Genomic DNA, 17,298 nt, shown 5'->3' with positions numbered 1-17,298 from the left:
TAACTAAGTGTTTTCTTTCAGTTTAGATAATAAATCAGATAACTCCGAACTTTTGTTGGCGACAGATTGCTCAACCGTCTCAATCGCAGATTGAAGCTCGGATTTTGATGATACAGCTTGTTTAATGTTCAGGTAGTTTATCGCGATTTCTGAACTATTGGGTGCGAGTGTATAAGCTTTTTCAATATGTGTATTGGCTTCAGCTAATTGACCTGCTTTAAATAAAATTAACGCGTAAGTATCTATTATCTGAGGGCTTTCAGGTGCCTTACTCAAACTTTTTTCAGCAAACTGTAAAGCCTTTGCATATTGCGCTTGTTGCATATATAACCAGGCTAAATTGTTGTTTGCCACAACATGTTCTGGTTGACTTTGGACCAATTTTTCATAGGTTCTAATGGCATCTAACGGCGCGATCGAAATTTGCTCATTAGCAACCAACAATAAGGTATTGAGGTCATTTGCTGATTGAGAATAGTCTTCTAAGTGCTGTATTGCAGCTTCCTCTTGTCCATCTTGTTTCAATGCTTGGAAATACATTAAAGCACTTTGCTGGTCTTGTTTTTTATCATGATAATTCTTGAAATGACGAACCGCGTCTTTCGAGCGCCCCTCTGCTAATGCCAGTTGTCCCTCGAAACGACTTATCCCCAAAAAGTTAGGATCTTGCTCTTTCAATCGAGCTATCTTCCGCTGAATACGGGATAACTGCTTTTCTTTTAAAGAAAAGTCAATGTTATATACTAACAGTGCCACATTATCCTTAAATTTTGATAGCGCGCGATTAGAAACTTCAAGTCCCTTTTTATTGATATTCAATTGGTCATAAAACATCAAAAGTCTAAACCAGTGTCTTTCATTATTTTCAAAGCGACGGGTAAGCGTGATAAAGTGACTCTCAGCACGTTCAATATTTTTCAAATTCCAGTGACTATGCGCCAACAAACTAAGCATTGTTTCTGGCATCTCGGCACCATTTAAAGCGGCTTTAATGTCATGCCCTTCCAATATAGATATCACTTCATCATATTGGTTCTCGGCAAACAATATCTGGCTGTAGACTAATGAAAAGGCCGGTTCCTTTAGATTTTGCTTATACATTGACGCTAGCTTCTCCAATGCAGGCTTTGCTAACTCAAGCTGACGCATACCTTTATAATAATAAACCATGCTTTGCGCTAAACCCGAATTGCTTTTAATCAGCTGCTCTAGATGAGCACGAGCTTCACTTGTATTACCCGCTTTAATCGCTTGCTCAGCAAGATGCACTAAGGCCAGCATGTTGCCAGGTTTTACTTCTAAACTTCTTTCAAAATAGTCAGTTGCACTAGCGACATCTCCCAATTGCAATGCACTATAAGCCGCTATGTTAAGTGCTGCTAAATTGTCTGGTTCACTTTGTAACCAACTTTTAGCGTAGTCTTGCGCTTTATCGACATCGCCAGAACTTAAGTAAGCGATGGCTAAAGCAAATTTAGTTTCAGTCTTAGCTTCGGCTGATTGAGCAGCTTGCTCCAGTTTTTTTGTGTTTTGGTTAATTGAAAAGTCCAACATCCCCAGACGTGCAAGTTCATTAACCGAAAGCGACTCAATCTCACTGGCTTTTGTTAACATTTTTTGGGCAGATTCTATGTTGCCAGATTTTTGCGCTTGAATCCCCGCTTCAATAAATAGAGCTGCGTCTTTATCCGAGCTATCTTGTAAAGATAATAAACTATCTACAGCACCGTCATCATAACCCAGCTGCAGCTGCACTGCAGAAAATATACGTTCAATTTCTGTAGGCAAAGTAACCATCTGCTTTAAAGCCAATAAATGCTGATAGCTCTGCTCAAACTTTTCTAATCTAAACGAACACACTCCCGCAACTAAGCGGCTCATTGTCGTTGACAGGCCTGCCTGAATTGCTCTTTCAGAAAACATCTTGCCATTGTCACAATCTTGCTGCTGAAATCTGACAATCGATTTATATAAATTTGCATACGCCTGCTTCGGGTAACGACTAAGTAAAAAATCAATGGTTTTTTCTGCATTAGAAAAATCTTGATTTTTAATTTGCGCGTCCGCCAAAGTTAAGCGATACAAATGGTAATCTGGCATTTGTTCAACTAAAGCAGAATAAGACTTAACGGCTTCAGCATAATTTTGCATTAACATATTGACCCGAGCGTGGCTTTTTAGAAATTCGGGATAGGTTTTGAGCGCTTCATATTGTTCTGCCATCAATGCAACACTCTGCTCAAGCTTTTCATCACGTAACAAGCTCACCACTTGAAATAGAGTCTTATACGGTTGAGATAAGTTAGAATCTAATGCCTGTTGAAGAACCTCAAAAGCCTGAGCTTCTTCTTTTTGAGCAAATAAATTGAGGTATTGATAATAATAAGTTTCAGATAAAAGTACGGTTGATAGGTCAGAACCTAAATCAGATAAAATCTCTAAACTATCAATATAGTTTTCTTGATAATATAGCGCTTTTGCATAATCGATAGCATAACGATCAAATTTTTCAGAATAACGGTAAGCGCGTTCAAACTCTTTAGCAGCTTCAGCAAATTGCCCCTGTGAGAAATAAACGCTCCCCAATAAATGTCTCGACTCAGCATGCTCGGGATATTTAGATAAGGCATTTTTCAATTTAATAATTGCAGTTGCAGTGTCGTTCTGCTCAATATGTTGTTTCGATTCGGCGACATACTCATCCGCTGTCCGAGTATCAATACACCCACTCAAAAACGAAGCGGCAAGCAAAAAAGCTACTAACTTTACCTGTTTATACATAGATTCCGACCTTGTAATCTTTAGCGTTATTTTTTTACACAAGGTTAACCCAGACAGACCCACTCGGCAAGCTCAGCTACAAAAGAAAAAGCCTCAAAAAGAGGCTTTTTCAGTATATTTAAGATCAATGGTAATACTACCTATCTTTTACGTCTCAGCGCCGCAATGAGAATCAAACTTAAACCAAACAGCGCAACTGTGCTAGGGGCCGGTACACCAACCGCACGGATAGCAAACTGAGCGTCCAACATATTTACCGAGTTTTCAGTCGTTAACAAGCCAAAAGTGGTATCTCCCGGAATAGGTACTGGCTCTAAGCCGCTTAAGCGTGTAATCACTTGATACTGAGTATGTGCACCTGCGCTAACAAAGCCAGTTAGATCTAAATTAACAGTAAAGTCAATAAATCCAGGACCAACAGAGGTAATAGCAGCTAACAGTGGATCTAAGGTTACAATAAACGCATCATCTGGTGCATAGGACCATAAATTAGTCGCGTTTGCATAAGTTTCATTAAAGATGACATCAATACCCAACTCAATTGGCGGCAAATCAAACAACAGATCTGGGCTATAAAGTTTTAGGCCGTCGATAATTTCAACAAATGTCAGTGATGGATCACCAGTTGGTAAATTTGAGTGTTCCATCGCAGTACCTTGGTTCCACGATAAAGGCCCCCAAGTTGTAGTCGTTGCAGTCCCTTCAACTCGAGAAGAATCACCGCCAGATGAGTCTTTAAAGGCGATACAGCTTGGACCATTACCCCAGCATAACTCGTCTGCTAAAGAGCCTGTTGAGAGTATCGACGTACCAATAGACTGGCCACTCGCTCCTGCAGTTACACCCGTTTTCGAATCACCTGATACCGAACCGAGACTACCAAAATCATAATATAAATTGTCAACATCATTTTGAAACCAAGTCGCACCACCGCTTGTAGATTGGCCCGTAGAATCCATAGGTGCCAAAGTATTGGGATCCAAGGTAGTTTTTACACCGCTAGAGTGTGTAACGGCATAACCTGTTTGCGCATTTGAAAAACCTGCTTCGTTGATATAGTCCCAGCTTGAAATAACCGATGCTGCTTGTGAGACAATAGGGATACAACTCATCACTAATCCAGTCAGTAGCTTGTTCATAAACCTGTCCTCATTAAATTAAAAAGCCCATATGGGTGATTTAATACAATGCATAACTTGAACCAGGTCAAAAAATAATCAGTTTTTCAGGTGGTTAGGATTTTTAAAAGTCAAGCGTAAATGGTAGGTGTAAAAAAAGGTGACACTAGGCCACCTTTTTTAAGAATAATACATTTTATTGACTAAAGTTTTTATTACTTTAGCTTATTTAGCAGTGCGACGACGTGCACTCGCTAAACCTAATAAACCTAAACCAAATACTGCAATTGAAGCTGGCTCAGGAATACCTACTGCACGAATTGCAAAACTTGCTTGTAACTCATTGTTTGAACCTTCTGGGGTTACAAAACCAAACGTATTACCCGCTGGTGTCGATACTAGTTCAAGACCTTGCAATCGAGTAACCACTGCATATTCAGTATGATAACCAGCATCAACCAAACCTGTTAAATCTAATTCAACTGTAATATCGATAAAATCTGGCCCAAAATTACTAATTGAAGAAGAAAGATCTGAATTCAAAGTGATAATGAAAGCGTCATCTGGCGCATAAGGCCATAAGCTACCGGCATTTGCATAAGTTTCGTTGAAAATTACGTCAAACCCTAACTCCAAAGTCGGAAGGTCAAACAGTAACTCATCACTGAATAATTTTAAGCCATCTACAACATCGATTGACGTGAGTGAAGGTGACCCTGTCGGGCGATTGTCGTGTGACATGTTTGTGCCTTGATTCCACTGCCCTAAGTTGGCAACACCCTCAACTCGTGACAAATCTTCGCCACTAGCACCTGAAAACGACAAACAGCTAGGGCCATTACCCCAACAAATTTCGTCAATTAAATTACCACTAGAAAGAATCGAAGTACCAATGAATTCACCACTTGCACCTGCACTAACACCAGTAATTGATTGTCCAGCTTCATAACCGCTCGCACCTAAATCATAGTGTAAGCCGGTAGATGGGTTATAGACCCAATCGTTACTGTTGTTAGGTGTTACTCTACCTGTTGAAGCTAAAGGCTGAAGCGTATTTGGATCTAAAGTAGTATCCGCACCACTTACTTTTACATTTTTACCAGTTGTTGCATTGATAAAACCAGCTTCATTAATATAAGTCCAATTTGAAATGACCGTGCCTGCATGCGCTAATGATGAAACAGCACTCATCATTAATGCGACTGACAATTTAGTTAAGTTTTTCATATAAGCGTCCTGTTTCTAACGGTTTACGATTGATTTAGTTTATACAAAGCAAACCATGTGCCAAAAACAAAATAACCAATATTTTCAATAACATAAAAAAATTAATTTTAACTAAAAATTAAATGTGTAAAAAAATCAGACAATTTTAAAAATGTATATTTTACGAAAGTAATCAAAAAAAGCAGATTAAAGGCGAGTTATAATCAATTTAAAGATTGCTTGGAAAACAAATAAAACGGGGGCGTTTCAGCCCCATAAATCATTGTTTTAATGTCATTTTTTCAAGACAACCTTACACGCTATGTTAAACATCAATTTTTGTATCGGGTTTCTATTCCCCCAAGGGCGCCACGTTTTAACCATTTTGTTTTTATATGCATCAAAATGCATGCCCCACGGCGCTTTTACCAAATCACCTCGGCCCAATAATAATTTTAAGACATAAGAAGCAGCTGCGCCGCCACACAATTTTACCCCCATAGGCAATGAAGGTGCTTTTTGCGCTATAAAATCACTTGTGCTGGGATCAACAAGATAGCTACGCTGAATTAAAGAAGGGCTTAAACCGATTAAGAATTTAACTAATTGCTCCTGCTCATTATTGCAGTCTTCAAAACGAAAATAATCTTCATATGACATGCTGTCAGGAGTAAAACACAATAGAGCAACCCCCATACCAATTGGAGCTGCCGTGACGACAGGAATATTTTTTTCATAACACTTGCGGTAAACCAGCTTACGTGCACTTAGCGCAAAAAAATCCAAGCTATCCACATAAACATCGACGCCCTCTAAAAAATCATCTACATTATGTTCAAAGATGCCTTCCGGAAAACTCTTTATTTCCAATTCGGGGTTAATATCACGCGCAATTTCTTCCATGACCTCCACTTTGGGGCGACCAATTGTTGACATAAAGGCACCCGCCTGACGGTTAAAATTGTGGACTTCATATTCGTCAAAGTCTGAAATGTTGAACTTGCCAATTCCTAAACGGGCTAGAGTAACAATATGTTCGCTGCCCACACCACCAGCGCCGGCGGTTGCAACTTTTTTTCCTTTTAGACTCAGTTGTTCTTCTTTTGTCAACCAACCAATATTTCTGGAAAACGCGTTTTCATAGTTAAACATGTGGAAAGTGCTCCTTATTGCGCCTGATCTCAGCAATAATTTACCACTTTTAAAAATACAGCGAGAGAGGCTATTCCGAAGTAGTTAAAACCTAGAACAATGAGTATAAGTATTTATTGTTACAGCTGAAACAATTTTTTGCCGTTTGTTGAAACAAAGGCATTCTTGTGGGCAGTTAGGATATTTTTAGGTTTATTATGGTTTATGTAACCTTGCTGTTTCGCAGCCAAAAATTGGCCTTCCAAATCATCTTCAATTTTGAACATTAATTTTCGAAAACCAGGACTCAAGCTATCCATCAACATCTTATTACTAATATAGTATGGTGCTCGCTTGCCATGATACTCAACGATTGGACCAATTTGTTTAAACGGAATGCCCACAAAGCGTAAACTCCGTGCAAGCCTAGGCTCCATCATAACAAAACAGTGTTTAATGCCATTATGGTGTGCCATCGATGCACATGACATATACAATCCAACCGCAATAAATGGGAAGCAACGCAACTCATCTTCCGAATAAGCTTGTTCGTTAATTGCACCGGTTGCAGCGCCTTTAAATTTATCCGCATTACGGCGACGAAACTGTGCAGGAATGGCTAATCTGGATATTTCACAAATTTTATCCCGACTAAAATCGCTCGGATGAATTTCTTCATTTTTGATTGAATCAATACAGTAGGCTTCAATGGGTAGTTTTTCATTTTTATCAGATGAATAAACCAAGCGCACTGTACCCGCAAACTGATTGGTATGTTTGTGTTGAATAGCACAATGCAATGAATGGTTGTCAAATGCATCACGTTCTAACCCTGATTCACTTAACTCTAAAAAGTGCAGCTCTTCGCAATACACATTGTGCCTGACTTTGAAGGTCTCTGCTTTAAGGTTATCTGTATAGGCAAAAACAGGCTTTAAAAACTGCGAAAAGTGAGATGAGATGGAGTCGACTTTTTTGTCTGCAAAATAACGCATAGCCGATTTAACAATCGGTCCTATTACTGGCTTATCTGCTAATTTCCGTAATGCTCTCATCTCGAAACCTTTTCAATTTTAACTATCTCAATATTATAGTAGAAATTGGCCAAGCAAGCTGCCTAATTTAGCTGCTTTTACATTTTCTATTTGAGCTTTTTACGACCAGCCACTGAAAGACCAATCAGGCCAGATACAAATAGCAATATTGAAGCTGGCTCCGGTATTTCAACCAATTCGAAACTTAACATTGCATTCCCTGCTAAAGTTCGCTCGTTGCCACCACCATCAGCAGGAACATCTAAATAACCTTGAGATAGTGTAAAAGTCCAATTTTGTGGGTTACTTGCCATACCTAAAATATCTAAGGTACTAGAAACGTTAGCGATAGAACCTGTAAACAATAAGTCGCTCGCTGTTATTTCAGTTTGTTCAATATTTAAATCTAACAAGGGATCGGCTAACACCCCAAGAAAATTTGAAACAGCAGATAAAGATATCGTCCCAGACGTTAAGTTAAAAGAACCGTCATGCACCAAAGGGCTAGTTGTCGTTTTGATATACCAATCATTTGGGCTGATATCAAAAGGAATAAAACCGTAATCTGTAGACAACAGCGGATCTGAATCAAACAGTGCTATATGAGTTGCTGATTCAACATCACCATCAAACTCAAACACCTCAACATTATCAATATTATCAAAACTAAACAAAGGCAAGCCGGGACCAAAATAAGGCGTTCCACTCCAATCAATTGACACGGGCTGCGCAATTGAAAAAAAGCTCACAACAGACAATACAGATACAATTGATACTTGTTTAATAAATTTCATATACGACCACTCGTCAATTAAAAAACATCTAATACTACATAGCGATATACAAGCAATAAATAAGCCACAATAAAAAACCGTTAATTTTCAAGCACTAATTACAGTTCATTTTATTTATCACATCTTAAGTGTAAAACTTTTTGACAATATGTACAGCTTATTAAATATACATAAGTTTTATCCATGGGTTGGTTGTACCAGTTTTTTCGGAATTATCGACAAAGCAGTCAGGTAGCCAGCTTTAAATAACTCTTCTTTTTGCTGGTTAGTCAATGCAAAATCAACCGGCGAGATATTGCCTGTATCTACAATAATGGTGCTATGCCAATGATTTGCTTGGACATATTCACGCGACATTGCTGTCATAAAGGTTTTTATTAGCATTAACACATAGCGCTTTAGCGGGAAAATTGATGTTTTACGCTCGTCTTTTCGTGTTGGCTGGCTTTTCAGACGAAAACAAATTGTTGGCGTGCCATCACCAGACCAATCATTAAATAATGCATCTTCTGATAAAATTGCACCATCAGTCAGTATATAATCATCATATTTTTTAAAGCTAAACATTAAAGGAATCGACATTGAAAAACGCACAGCCGTAGAAACCTTGAGATCTGGCGTGGTTTTTTTATTAAAAACAACAGGCCCACCACCATTCACATCGGTCGCAAGAATATTCAAATCGTGCGGTAAATCAGAAAAAGTTTTTCCACTCAGTTGCTTATCAATCCATTTTTCAAATTTGTCACCCGAACTCAAGCCGCCATCTTTAAACAAACGAAACAAACTATAACCACGAAATTTTCTAAAATCAGTATCTAATGCTAGCTTTTTTATCTCGTCAATCGACATTCCCGAACAGTATAAAGAGGCAATAATACTGCCACCGGAAACACCGACTAAGCAGTTAAAGGTAATTTTCAGCTCTTTTAACGCCTGTAGAATACCGATATGCGCCGCTAAGCGTGTTCCACCACCAGAAAAGACCGGAACTATTTTTATTGTATTGTCTATCATTTTATATCCCTACAAGGCTATCTGGTTTTGAATTCTATTCATTATTCCATACAAATCGAATTTTTATCCAAATATTACCCAAGTACTCATATATGGCCCTTTCACTCGTATGCAATGCGCGAGCAGAAGGTATTAACTGTTTCCAACTCACAAACGTGTCGGCAGATGCTAAATACTCAGCAGGCACAGCCGTATATCGAATATTGTAATGGCTAAATATTGCATCTATGCGTTTAAAATGACTTGCCGAACTCACCACTAAATTATTTTTATTTAGCATAATTGAGGCTAAATTTTTCGCTTCCTGGTTTGTATCTTTACTCCCATTCAAAAGCACTAACCTGGCGCGATTGACGCCAAGACTAATTGCAACTTTTGCTAAAAATTCAGAATGGTCAAAACGAGTCGTACCTTTTTTTGACCAACCTGACAATATCAGCTTAGCTTGTGGATACACTCTACTCAACCGAATAGCCTCATTTAAACGATATAAAGAACAGGGACGCACATTTGCGATATCCGAACGACTATCAAATTCTGTGTTGTAGCAGCCTAATACCACTATATTATCGACTTGTTTAAGTGCGTCTTGATAGCGCGGTGAGTACTGCTCTAACGGTCTAATCAAAATATCCGAAGTAATGGGTAAAGATACAATCATTAGAACTAAAATGCTCGCCAATGAAAAATATTTGGCGTACCGACGAGCACTGTGGTTATCCATTATATGTAGGAGTAAAACGTATGCCGTTATCATTAAAGCAATCGTTAACGGAAGTGGGGCAATAAAAGCGGCAATCAACTTTTTAACTGCAAAGAGCAAATCCATGCGGTACCATTAAAAAAAATAAACTCGATTAAAAGGCATTGTATGTGGCTAATGAAGATTAAACCAGCTTGGCTGATCCCCATCACAATATTATTTTCTGCTACTTTGCATGCACATAGTTCAGACCTTCCCAAAACGGTATCTGCTGTTAAGAAATCAGTTGTCGGTATTGGTATATACAACCCAACGGGCTCGCCAAGAGCTAGGTTAATCGGCACGGGATTTGCCGTTAAAAAAGATCTGATCGCAACAAACTACCATGTTATCAGTACGCTACTCGAAGATAATCAAAAAGAAAAGTATGTGGTATTTGTTGGCACGGGTCGCTCGCCCAAAATAATGGATGCACTTATTATCACGCAAGACAAAGAACACGATCTCGCTCTATTAAAAGTACCGCATGCCAATTTGCAGCCGCTACAACTGCAAAAGAAGCCTCAATCATATATTCAAGATGCAACTGAAATCGCCTTTACGGGCTACCCAATCGGTGCAGTGTTAGGGCTTTATCCGGTTACCCACAGGGGAATTATTTCTGCTTTGACACCTGTAGCAATCCCTGTTGATACAAGCGCTCAGCTAAACTTGGCAAACCTAAAGCGCCTGCGAGATCCTTTTTTCACTTATCAGTTAGACGCAACTGCGTATCCTGGTAACAGTGGTAGTCCAGTTTATTTACAGCATGATGGCACTGTCATTGCTATTATCAATAAAGTTTTCGTTAAAGAAAGTAAAGAGTCTGTATTGAGTAAGCCCAGTGGCATTACTTATGCGATTCCAGTAAAACATCTAGTTGAGCTTTTAGAGAAGACAAAGGAATAATTCAATATGTCAGAATACTTTACACTGATAAAGTGAGGTTAAATTTAACCTATTAAAATCATAGTCTTAAGATAAGGCCTACAAATTGCATGAAAAATGCTATAGTAATTGCATTTGTCATTAATCATTTATTGCATTAATGATTTAACTTAATCGCCTTGGCTTGTATAATTTTACAGCAACAAGTGCTTACGGTAGGGTTGAGAACAATGGATTCACAAATAGAAAAAGTGACAGAGAGAAAATCAAACTCCGGCCGACGAAGGTTTATCAAAACCGCCGCGACCGGTGCCGCCTTGACAACATTGCCCGCTAAATCAGTTTGGGGGCATGTAGTGTATCTGGTGCATTGTCCGGAAATGCATCACACATGCAACATACTTGTTATTGGCCCAATGTTACCAACGGCCGCTCTCCAGGTTTCTGGAGTTCTGCCATGTATAGCGGAAACGCAGTTAAAGATGCCTTCAATTACCTTTCGCAATGGTTATCTAGTCAGGGGATAAAAAAGGCTGATGCAGAATTTGAATGTACGTTGAACAATTTTCGCGATGATATCGACTCAGTTAAAAATGTCGACGTATTATTAGGTACAAACCGCGATGGTGATGCAGTCACATTTAATGTTAAAAGCGGTTTAGAATCACCAGGCGGTTTACAGTGGCACCTGTCTGCAATGTATTTAAATGCCTATTTTGGCTTTTACTCACTGCCGGTAATTTTACCCAATGGTGAGATACTAGATACAGTCGAGCGATTTATGAGCCATGTATATGGTTATTCATTAGTGCATGGTATTGACGATTTAGGCAACAAAGCAGACCTATCATACACGGATGGCTCTACAGATTATTCTGGTATTCAGCCAAGTTCTAGCTGTACTTAAAATAAAATTGATTTATCGCATAAACCACCACCGCTATCAATTTTATTTTCCAAGCGACAATCTCGGGGTTGTCGCTTTTTGTGTTGAAAGCGCTGAAACCTATTTTCTTAATATATCCTCAATCAATTTGCCAAATTTGTTAGCTAAACCAGAAGTTTCTCATCAAATGCTCTTAAATGCTTTTGAGTGTGACAACTGGCTAGCAGAGTCTCATATTGAAAAATTATTGGCACATAACATATTAACAACAAAAAACCAATGCGATACATAAATACCGGTGAATACCAATTTAAGTTAACCCATGCACCAGCAGCAGTATTTACAACGCTAGAAAAGATGTATGGAACCGCCCAATCTGCAGATACAGAAAAACCAGTAGACTTTGAAATATCGCTCAAATTTGACTCTTTAATCCGCCGTTTTATTAAACCACAGGTCACTTTTTTTAGCGGTGATACCAGCCCTTTTAAACCTTTACCTATATCGCAAAGCTATCCCGTTTTAGAATGGGGTATGAATTGGTGTATCGCAGCATATGAATTTAATAAATTAATCATACACGCCGCGGTTGCTGTTAAAAACCAACAAGCGATTATATTCCCCGCCACACCTGGCTCTGGTAAAAGTACACTATCGGCTTATTTAGCATTATCTGGCTGGCATTTATATTCAGATGAAATGGCAATCATAGATCCTATATCAATAACAGTATCACCACTATTACGCCCTGTGTGCTTGAAAAATCAATCTATTAATTTGATTAAAGCTTGGTTTTCGAATGCAAGTTTTAGTAAAACAACGCATGATACGCAAAAAGGCAGCGTTGCTCATTTAAAAGTTCACACTCCTAATAGCTATCAGAATTTACATCAGGCAAATATCAAGGCTATTGTATTCCCCAAATATGATGCAAACAAAAACATATTAGAAATTGCAGAACTATCAAAATTAGAAGGTTTTAGAAAGCTATCGGCCAACGCTTTTAATTATAATATATTAGCCTTGAAAGCATTTAATACAGTTAAACAGATTATCGAAACAACCAGCCAATTCAACATTGCATATAATAACTTAAAAGATGTAAATGATTTTCTAACAGAAGATATCATTGTATGAACCCAAGCCCCCTACTATTACAATTATCCACATTATTGACTGAACCCCAAAAAATAGTGCTAGCGCAGCTCGATTGGCAAGAAATCATTCATATATTGAGAGAATGTGGTTTATTAGGTTGTGCTTTTTATGTGCTCAATCGCAACCAATTGCTAGAGCAAGTTCCAACTTTTGCTTTTAAACATTTACACTCTGGCAAAGCCTATGCGGATAGACAAAAGGCACAAGTGCATTTTGAAAGCCGCATCATAAACGATGTATTAACGCAAGAAGGTATTCAACCGATTTTTTTGAAAGGAGCGGGCTATGCACTTAGAGGCACGCTCAATAGTCAAGGCCGTGTATTTTCAGATATTGATGCGTTAGTCAGTAAAGAAGAGCTAAAAAAAGCGCAGCAAGTGCTATTTAACAATGGCTGGTGTAGCAAACAACTATCAGAATACGATAACAAATATTATATTCAGTGGGCGCACGAGTTGCCCCCAATGCACCACAGCCACCGTGGCACGACAATTGATTTGCACCACAATATCATTCCGTTGGTCAGTGGCCGGGCACCCAATTTTTCCGTATTAAAAAATGAAATACAAATAATTGATGGTTACGCCGTATTATCACCTCATGGCATGTTCTTACATAGCTTGGTCCACCTGTTGATCAACGAAGATTTTAAAAACGGCTACCGTGATATGCTTGATTTATACTGGATGGCTACAGAGTTCGAACAACAACAACAAGATTTTTGGCAAAATTTGTTACAGCTAGCTACAGAAACAAGCTTTGCTAAAGAACTATATTTGACCCTTGCTCTGTTAAATATGCTTTTTGGAAAACAGTTTGGTCGTCAAATTCAGCCGCAGTTAGCGAATAAATTTGACACCAAAAACAATAGATTTTGGATAAAAAAAGTTTATCAATACGTGTTACAACCGAACCACAGCAAGATAGGTTACAGTTTCAAAACTTATAGGCATTTTGCCGCATATATTAAAGGACACATGGCTAAAATGCCGATAAAAATATTGATTCCGCACCTCATCCATCAGAGTTATGTCAGCTTGCGTGATACTTTGTTTGGCAAACATCATTTCGATAAACCAGAAAATAACATGAAATAACTATGGAAATACTCTCTTGGCTTGGTTATGCGTCTGCACTTTTGGCATACGCCTGTTTACTGTTATTAGCGCTTCTACCAAAACAAAAAAATGTCCCGCATAAAACACTTATTATTTTTGCAGGCACTGGTGTATTCTGGTCTTCAGTTCAGTTGTACAGCAATTATTTTGAACAGACGTCACTCTGGATCAACTGGGCAGAAACCTTCAGAATTTCTACAACTTGCCTGTTTATTCACAGCGCGATGTGTAGCCATATACAATCGTTAAAAAAATACCTGACCTCATCACCTGCTTTACTGATTTTTTTCCCTTCAATTTTGTTGCCTATCACCAGTATATACAGCTTACTCCCGCCAGCTTGGGTTTATATTGGTTACTTGGGGTTAACACTGGGCGCACTGATTTTACTGGAAATTTTATACCGAAAATCAAGCAAAGCTTTATGGGGACTTAAGCCCATGCTACTGGGGTTAGGTTCATTGATGATATTTGATTTTATTGTCTTTGCTGATGCTAGCCTAATTGCCCATCTCAATCCGGATATGTGGCTGGCCCGTGGATACCTGCATACCGCCTTGGTTCCGCTCATTATTTGGTCGCTAAAGCGCAGTAAAAGTTTGGGCATTAATGTATATGTTTCACGCGAAATGGTGTTTCAAAGTAGTCTGCTTCTCGCTGCTGGAGCTTATCTATGTTTAATGGCACTTGCTGGTTACTATATAAAAAGCATTGAGTCACAATGGACAGGTATGGTGCAAAGCATTTTTATTGCACTGGCTTTCACACTTTTATTCGCGTTATTTGTTTCTGAAACTTTAAAGCGCAACTTAAAGGTTTTTCTTGAAAAAAACTTCTTTGCAAACCAATTTGACTATCGCGTGCAGTGGCTACATTTAACCAATTTAATCAATAAACCATTAGCAGAAAACGAGGATTTTTATAAACGAGGCTTACAAACGTTTTTATTTGCAGCGAACTACGACTGTGGTCAATTAATCAAACTCGGCTCCTCAGAACCTTTTACACTAGTCGCCGAAATCCCTGAAAAGAAAAGTTCGCAAAATATACCTGAAAGTAGTAAAAGCGTCCTTAATGAACTGGTTGAATATATAGACAAAACACATTGGATAATCGACTTAAGAGATTATCAAAGTAACAGTCAACAATACCCCGGACTCTGCATTCCTTATACAGCGATAGATGAATGCCCATTTCATGTTGTCATCCCCATCTACCAAGAAGATAAACTATGGGGTCTGGCTTGCTTAAATAATAAATCGGGCGAAACGCTCACCTTTAACTGGGAAATCAGGGACTATATGTCTGTTGTAACAACACAGGTTGGGCACTATTTGTTTCAGCACGAAGCCAATAAAGTCGTCACAGAAAACGCACAATTTGCAGCCTTTAACCGAATGTCCGCTTTTGTTATCCATGATTTAAAGAACGTTTTAGCTCAAGTTGATATGATTTTAGTCAATGCGGAAAAACATAAGCACAACCCAGAGTTTATTGACGATACTTTTGAAACCCTGTGTTATAGCAAAAAACGGATGGAAAAAATGCTCGCCCAACTGATGAATAAATCTATGGACGAGGAAGAAATAGACAAACATAGTATTGATATTGCTGCAACGATCGCTGATATCATCCAAGAACGGTGCAATAACAACACGCCAACCCCTGTATTAAAGGTAAAAAATTCCGCAACCGTCAATTTAGATCCAGAAAAATTTTCAAATGTATTGTTCCATCTTATCGACAATGCACAGCAAGCAACCGCTGATGACGGACAAGTCATTGTAGAACTGGATACAGATACAAAAAACTTGCTTGTAAAAATCATCGATACAGGCACGGGTATGACAGGACAATTTATCCGCGAAAAATTATTTAAACCTTTTGAAACGACAAAAGGCAATGCCGGTATGGGCATAGGTGCATATGATGCTAAACTATTTGCAGAAAGTGCTGGCGGCAGTTTACAAGTCGAGTCCGAAAAAGGCCGCGGTACCACGTTTACTCTGCAGTTACCGATCTAAAATTGGGAAGGAAAGATGGGAAAATTACTGGTAGTTGATGATGATAAAGGCATACAAAAGCAGTTAAAATGGGGACTTTCGGATTACGATATCGTATTTGCTGAAGATCGCAGCAGCGCAATCGCGCAATTACGAAGATTCGAACCGGAAGTCGTGACCCTTGATTTAGGCTTGCCACCTGATCCAGCAAATGCCTCTGAAGGCCTTGCAACGTTAACCGAAATACTTTCGCTGGCGCCGAATACCAAAGTCATTGTGTTAACGGGTAATACAGACAAGGAAAACGCATTAAAATCAGTAGAGTTAGGCGCTTATGATTTCTATCAAAAACCCGTTGACGTAGATACCTTAAACACCATCATTCAACGCGCGTTCAATCTTGTTTCATTGGAAAGCGAAAACCGCAGGCTGAGTAAAGTCAGTGCATCAATGGGCAGTATAATCGGTAATAGCCCTGCGATACTGGCTGCGACAAAACGTGCAGAAAAGATCGCTAAAACAGAAATTACGACTTTATTGCTCGGCGAAAGTGGTACAGGTAAAGAAGTATTTGCGCGCTCAATTCACAATCACAGCGAACGAGTCAACAAACCTTTTGTCGCGATTAACTGTGCTTCCATTCCGGAAAATTTGCTAGAGAGTGAACTATTTGGTTATGAAAAAGGGGCGTTTACTGGCGCTGCAAAAACCACTAAAGGCAAGATTGAAACTGCACAAGGAGGCACCCTATTTCTGGATGAAATAGGCGATATGCCACTGCCACTACAAGCTAAAATGCTGCGTTTTTTACAAGAGCGCGTGATAGAGCGCGTTGGCGGACGGGAAGAAATCAACGTAGATATTCGGGTCATCTGTGCAACACATAGAGACTTGCAAAAAATGTCGGCTGACGAAACCTTTCGCGAAGATCTATTTTACCGAGTCAGCGAATTAATTATTAACATTCCACCTTTGCGTGAGCGTGGAAACGATGTTTTGTTATTAGCCAAATCCTTTTTAGATTCTTATAACGAGCAATACAACAAATCATTAAAAGGCTTTAGTGATGAGGCTAAACAAGCGCTGCTTAGCCATCAATGGCCGGGCAATATTAGAGAATTACAAAATAAATTAAAATCAGCGGTTGTGATGGCGGATACGCCTTTTATCACGCCAGATGATTTAGGTATATTTTCATTACCAGGCGAAAGTGAAAGTGTTGAAGAGTTCCAATCGCTGAACTTAAGAGAAGTGCGAGAAATTGCTGAGTCTAAAGCGATCAGGCAAGCATATAATCAAGCTGAGCAAAATATCTCTAGAACAGCCGAGTTACTCGGAGTCACTCGCCCCACTTTATACGCACTGATCGACAAATATCATCTGGATGATATTCGCGCCAGCAATTAAGGTTGGCGCTATACA

At 39.0% G+C, this 17,298-nt stretch carries 14 protein-coding genes; 6 read left to right on the top strand and 8 right to left on the bottom strand.

From position 1 onward, the window contains the following. Positions 1-3: 3 nt before the first annotated feature. The 8 genes from prsT to FNT16_RS07575 all read right to left on the bottom strand — a co-directional run bounded on the left by prsT (position 4) and on the right by FNT16_RS07575 (position 9,910). On the bottom strand, positions 4-2,781 hold the full coding sequence (gene prsT, locus FNT16_RS07610) for an XrtA/PEP-CTERM system TPR-repeat protein PrsT (protein WP_143871027.1): 2,778 nt from the start codon (positions 2,779-2,781) through the stop codon (positions 4-6). A 140-nt stretch (positions 2,782-2,921) separates the two neighbouring features. Then, entirely contained in the window at positions 2,922-3,920 is a 999-nt protein-coding gene (locus tag FNT16_RS07605; RefSeq protein ID WP_143871026.1) for a PEP-CTERM sorting domain-containing protein, read from the bottom strand. A 204-nt stretch (positions 3,921-4,124) separates the two neighbouring features. Next, positions 4,125-5,126 carry a PEP-CTERM sorting domain-containing protein gene (locus tag FNT16_RS20545; protein WP_221935071.1) on the bottom strand — a complete coding sequence of 334 codons (1,002 nt, stop codon included), beginning with the start codon at positions 5,124-5,126 and terminating at the stop codon, positions 4,125-4,127. 273 nt (positions 5,127-5,399) lie between these two features. Next, on the bottom strand, positions 5,400-6,257 hold the full coding sequence (locus tag FNT16_RS07595; RefSeq protein WP_143871025.1) for a ThiF family adenylyltransferase: 858 nt from the start codon (positions 6,255-6,257) through the stop codon (positions 5,400-5,402). Positions 6,258-6,376: 119 nt separating this feature from the next. Then, a complete protein-coding gene (locus FNT16_RS07590; RefSeq protein WP_143871024.1) occupies positions 6,377-7,291 on the bottom strand; it encodes a PEP-CTERM/exosortase system-associated acyltransferase in 915 nt (304 codons plus the stop codon). An 86-nt stretch (positions 7,292-7,377) separates the two neighbouring features. Further along, on the bottom strand, positions 7,378-8,064 hold the full coding sequence (locus FNT16_RS07585) for a PEP-CTERM sorting domain-containing protein (RefSeq protein ID WP_143871023.1): 687 nt from the start codon (positions 8,062-8,064) through the stop codon (positions 7,378-7,380). Between the two features lie 177 nt (positions 8,065-8,241). Beyond that, complete coding sequence (locus tag FNT16_RS07580) at positions 8,242-9,081, bottom strand: patatin-like phospholipase family protein (RefSeq protein ID WP_143871022.1); 840 nt, start codon at positions 9,079-9,081, stop codon at positions 8,242-8,244. 34 nt (positions 9,082-9,115) lie between these two features. Next, positions 9,116-9,910, bottom strand: a complete 795-nt coding sequence (locus tag FNT16_RS07575) for an ElyC/SanA/YdcF family protein (RefSeq protein WP_143871021.1) — start codon at positions 9,908-9,910, stop codon at positions 9,116-9,118. A gap of 51 nt (positions 9,911-9,961) precedes the next feature. On the opposite strand from FNT16_RS07575, the gene FNT16_RS07570 reads away from it, so the two are divergent. From FNT16_RS07570 to prsR, 6 genes are all read left to right on the top strand, one after another. Next, positions 9,962-10,732: a S1 family peptidase gene (locus FNT16_RS07570; protein WP_246072427.1), complete on the top strand. Its 771-nt coding sequence runs from the start codon at positions 9,962-9,964 to the stop codon at positions 10,730-10,732. Between the two features lie 436 nt (positions 10,733-11,168). After that, on the top strand, positions 11,169-11,618 hold the full coding sequence (locus FNT16_RS07565; protein ID WP_143871019.1) for a hypothetical protein: 450 nt from the start codon (positions 11,169-11,171) through the stop codon (positions 11,616-11,618). A gap of 258 nt (positions 11,619-11,876) precedes the next feature. After that, positions 11,877-12,734, top strand: coding sequence for an HprK-related kinase A (locus FNT16_RS07560; protein WP_143871018.1), 858 nt, complete (start codon positions 11,877-11,879; stop codon positions 12,732-12,734). Then, positions 12,731-13,852 (top strand): nucleotidyltransferase domain-containing protein, encoded by a 1,122-nt coding sequence (locus FNT16_RS07555; RefSeq protein ID WP_143871017.1) that lies wholly within the window; start codon positions 12,731-12,733, stop codon positions 13,850-13,852. The genes FNT16_RS07560 and FNT16_RS07555 overlap by 4 nt, the downstream gene beginning before the upstream one ends. 2 nt (positions 13,853-13,854) lie before the next feature. After that, complete coding sequence (gene prsK / locus FNT16_RS07550) at positions 13,855-15,897, top strand: XrtA/PEP-CTERM system histidine kinase PrsK (protein ID WP_143871016.1); 2,043 nt, start codon at positions 13,855-13,857, stop codon at positions 15,895-15,897. 15 nt (positions 15,898-15,912) lie between these two features. After that, positions 15,913-17,283 carry a PEP-CTERM-box response regulator transcription factor gene (gene prsR / locus FNT16_RS07545; protein WP_143871015.1) on the top strand — a complete coding sequence of 457 codons (1,371 nt, stop codon included), beginning with the start codon at positions 15,913-15,915 and terminating at the stop codon, positions 17,281-17,283. The last annotated feature ends 15 nt before the right edge of the window (positions 17,284-17,298 follow it).

Origin of the sequence: Catenovulum sediminis (assembly GCF_007289895.1) — a bacterium.
In the GTDB taxonomy this organism is placed as follows: domain Bacteria; phylum Pseudomonadota; class Gammaproteobacteria; order Enterobacterales; family Alteromonadaceae; genus Catenovulum; species Catenovulum sediminis.
Note: the sequence above shows the minus strand (reverse complement) of the source record. Positions and strands in the feature narration are given on the sequence as shown.

Excerpts from the sequence above, each read along its gene's own strand:
- prsT (WP_143871027.1), bottom strand. The coding sequence starts at position 2,781 with ATGTATAAACAGGTAAAGTTAGTAGCTTTTTTGCTTGCCGCTTCGTTT.
- FNT16_RS07605 (WP_143871026.1), bottom strand. The coding sequence starts at position 3,920 with ATGAACAAGCTACTGACTGGATTAGTGATGAGTTGTATCCCTATTGTC.
- FNT16_RS20545 (WP_221935071.1), bottom strand. The coding sequence starts at position 5,126 with ATGAAAAACTTAACTAAATTGTCAGTCGCATTAATGATGAGTGCTGTT.
- FNT16_RS07595 (WP_143871025.1), bottom strand. The coding sequence starts at position 6,257 with ATGTTTAACTATGAAAACGCGTTTTCCAGAAATATTGGTTGGTTGACA.
- FNT16_RS07590 (WP_143871024.1), bottom strand. The coding sequence starts at position 7,291 with ATGAGAGCATTACGGAAATTAGCAGATAAGCCAGTAATAGGACCGATT.
- FNT16_RS07585 (WP_143871023.1), bottom strand. The coding sequence starts at position 8,064 with ATGAAATTTATTAAACAAGTATCAATTGTATCTGTATTGTCTGTTGTG.
- FNT16_RS07580 (WP_143871022.1), bottom strand. The coding sequence starts at position 9,081 with ATGATAGACAATACAATAAAAATAGTTCCGGTCTTTTCTGGTGGTGGA.
- FNT16_RS07575 (WP_143871021.1), bottom strand. The coding sequence starts at position 9,910 with ATGGATTTGCTCTTTGCAGTTAAAAAGTTGATTGCCGCTTTTATTGCC.
- FNT16_RS07570 (WP_246072427.1), top strand. The coding sequence starts at position 9,962 with ATGAAGATTAAACCAGCTTGGCTGATCCCCATCACAATATTATTTTCT.
- FNT16_RS07565 (WP_143871019.1), top strand. The coding sequence starts at position 11,169 with ATGTATAGCGGAAACGCAGTTAAAGATGCCTTCAATTACCTTTCGCAA.
- FNT16_RS07560 (WP_143871018.1), top strand. The coding sequence starts at position 11,877 with ATGCGATACATAAATACCGGTGAATACCAATTTAAGTTAACCCATGCA.
- FNT16_RS07555 (WP_143871017.1), top strand. The coding sequence starts at position 12,731 with ATGAACCCAAGCCCCCTACTATTACAATTATCCACATTATTGACTGAA.
- prsK (WP_143871016.1), top strand. The coding sequence starts at position 13,855 with ATGGAAATACTCTCTTGGCTTGGTTATGCGTCTGCACTTTTGGCATAC.
- prsR (WP_143871015.1), top strand. The coding sequence starts at position 15,913 with ATGGGAAAATTACTGGTAGTTGATGATGATAAAGGCATACAAAAGCAG.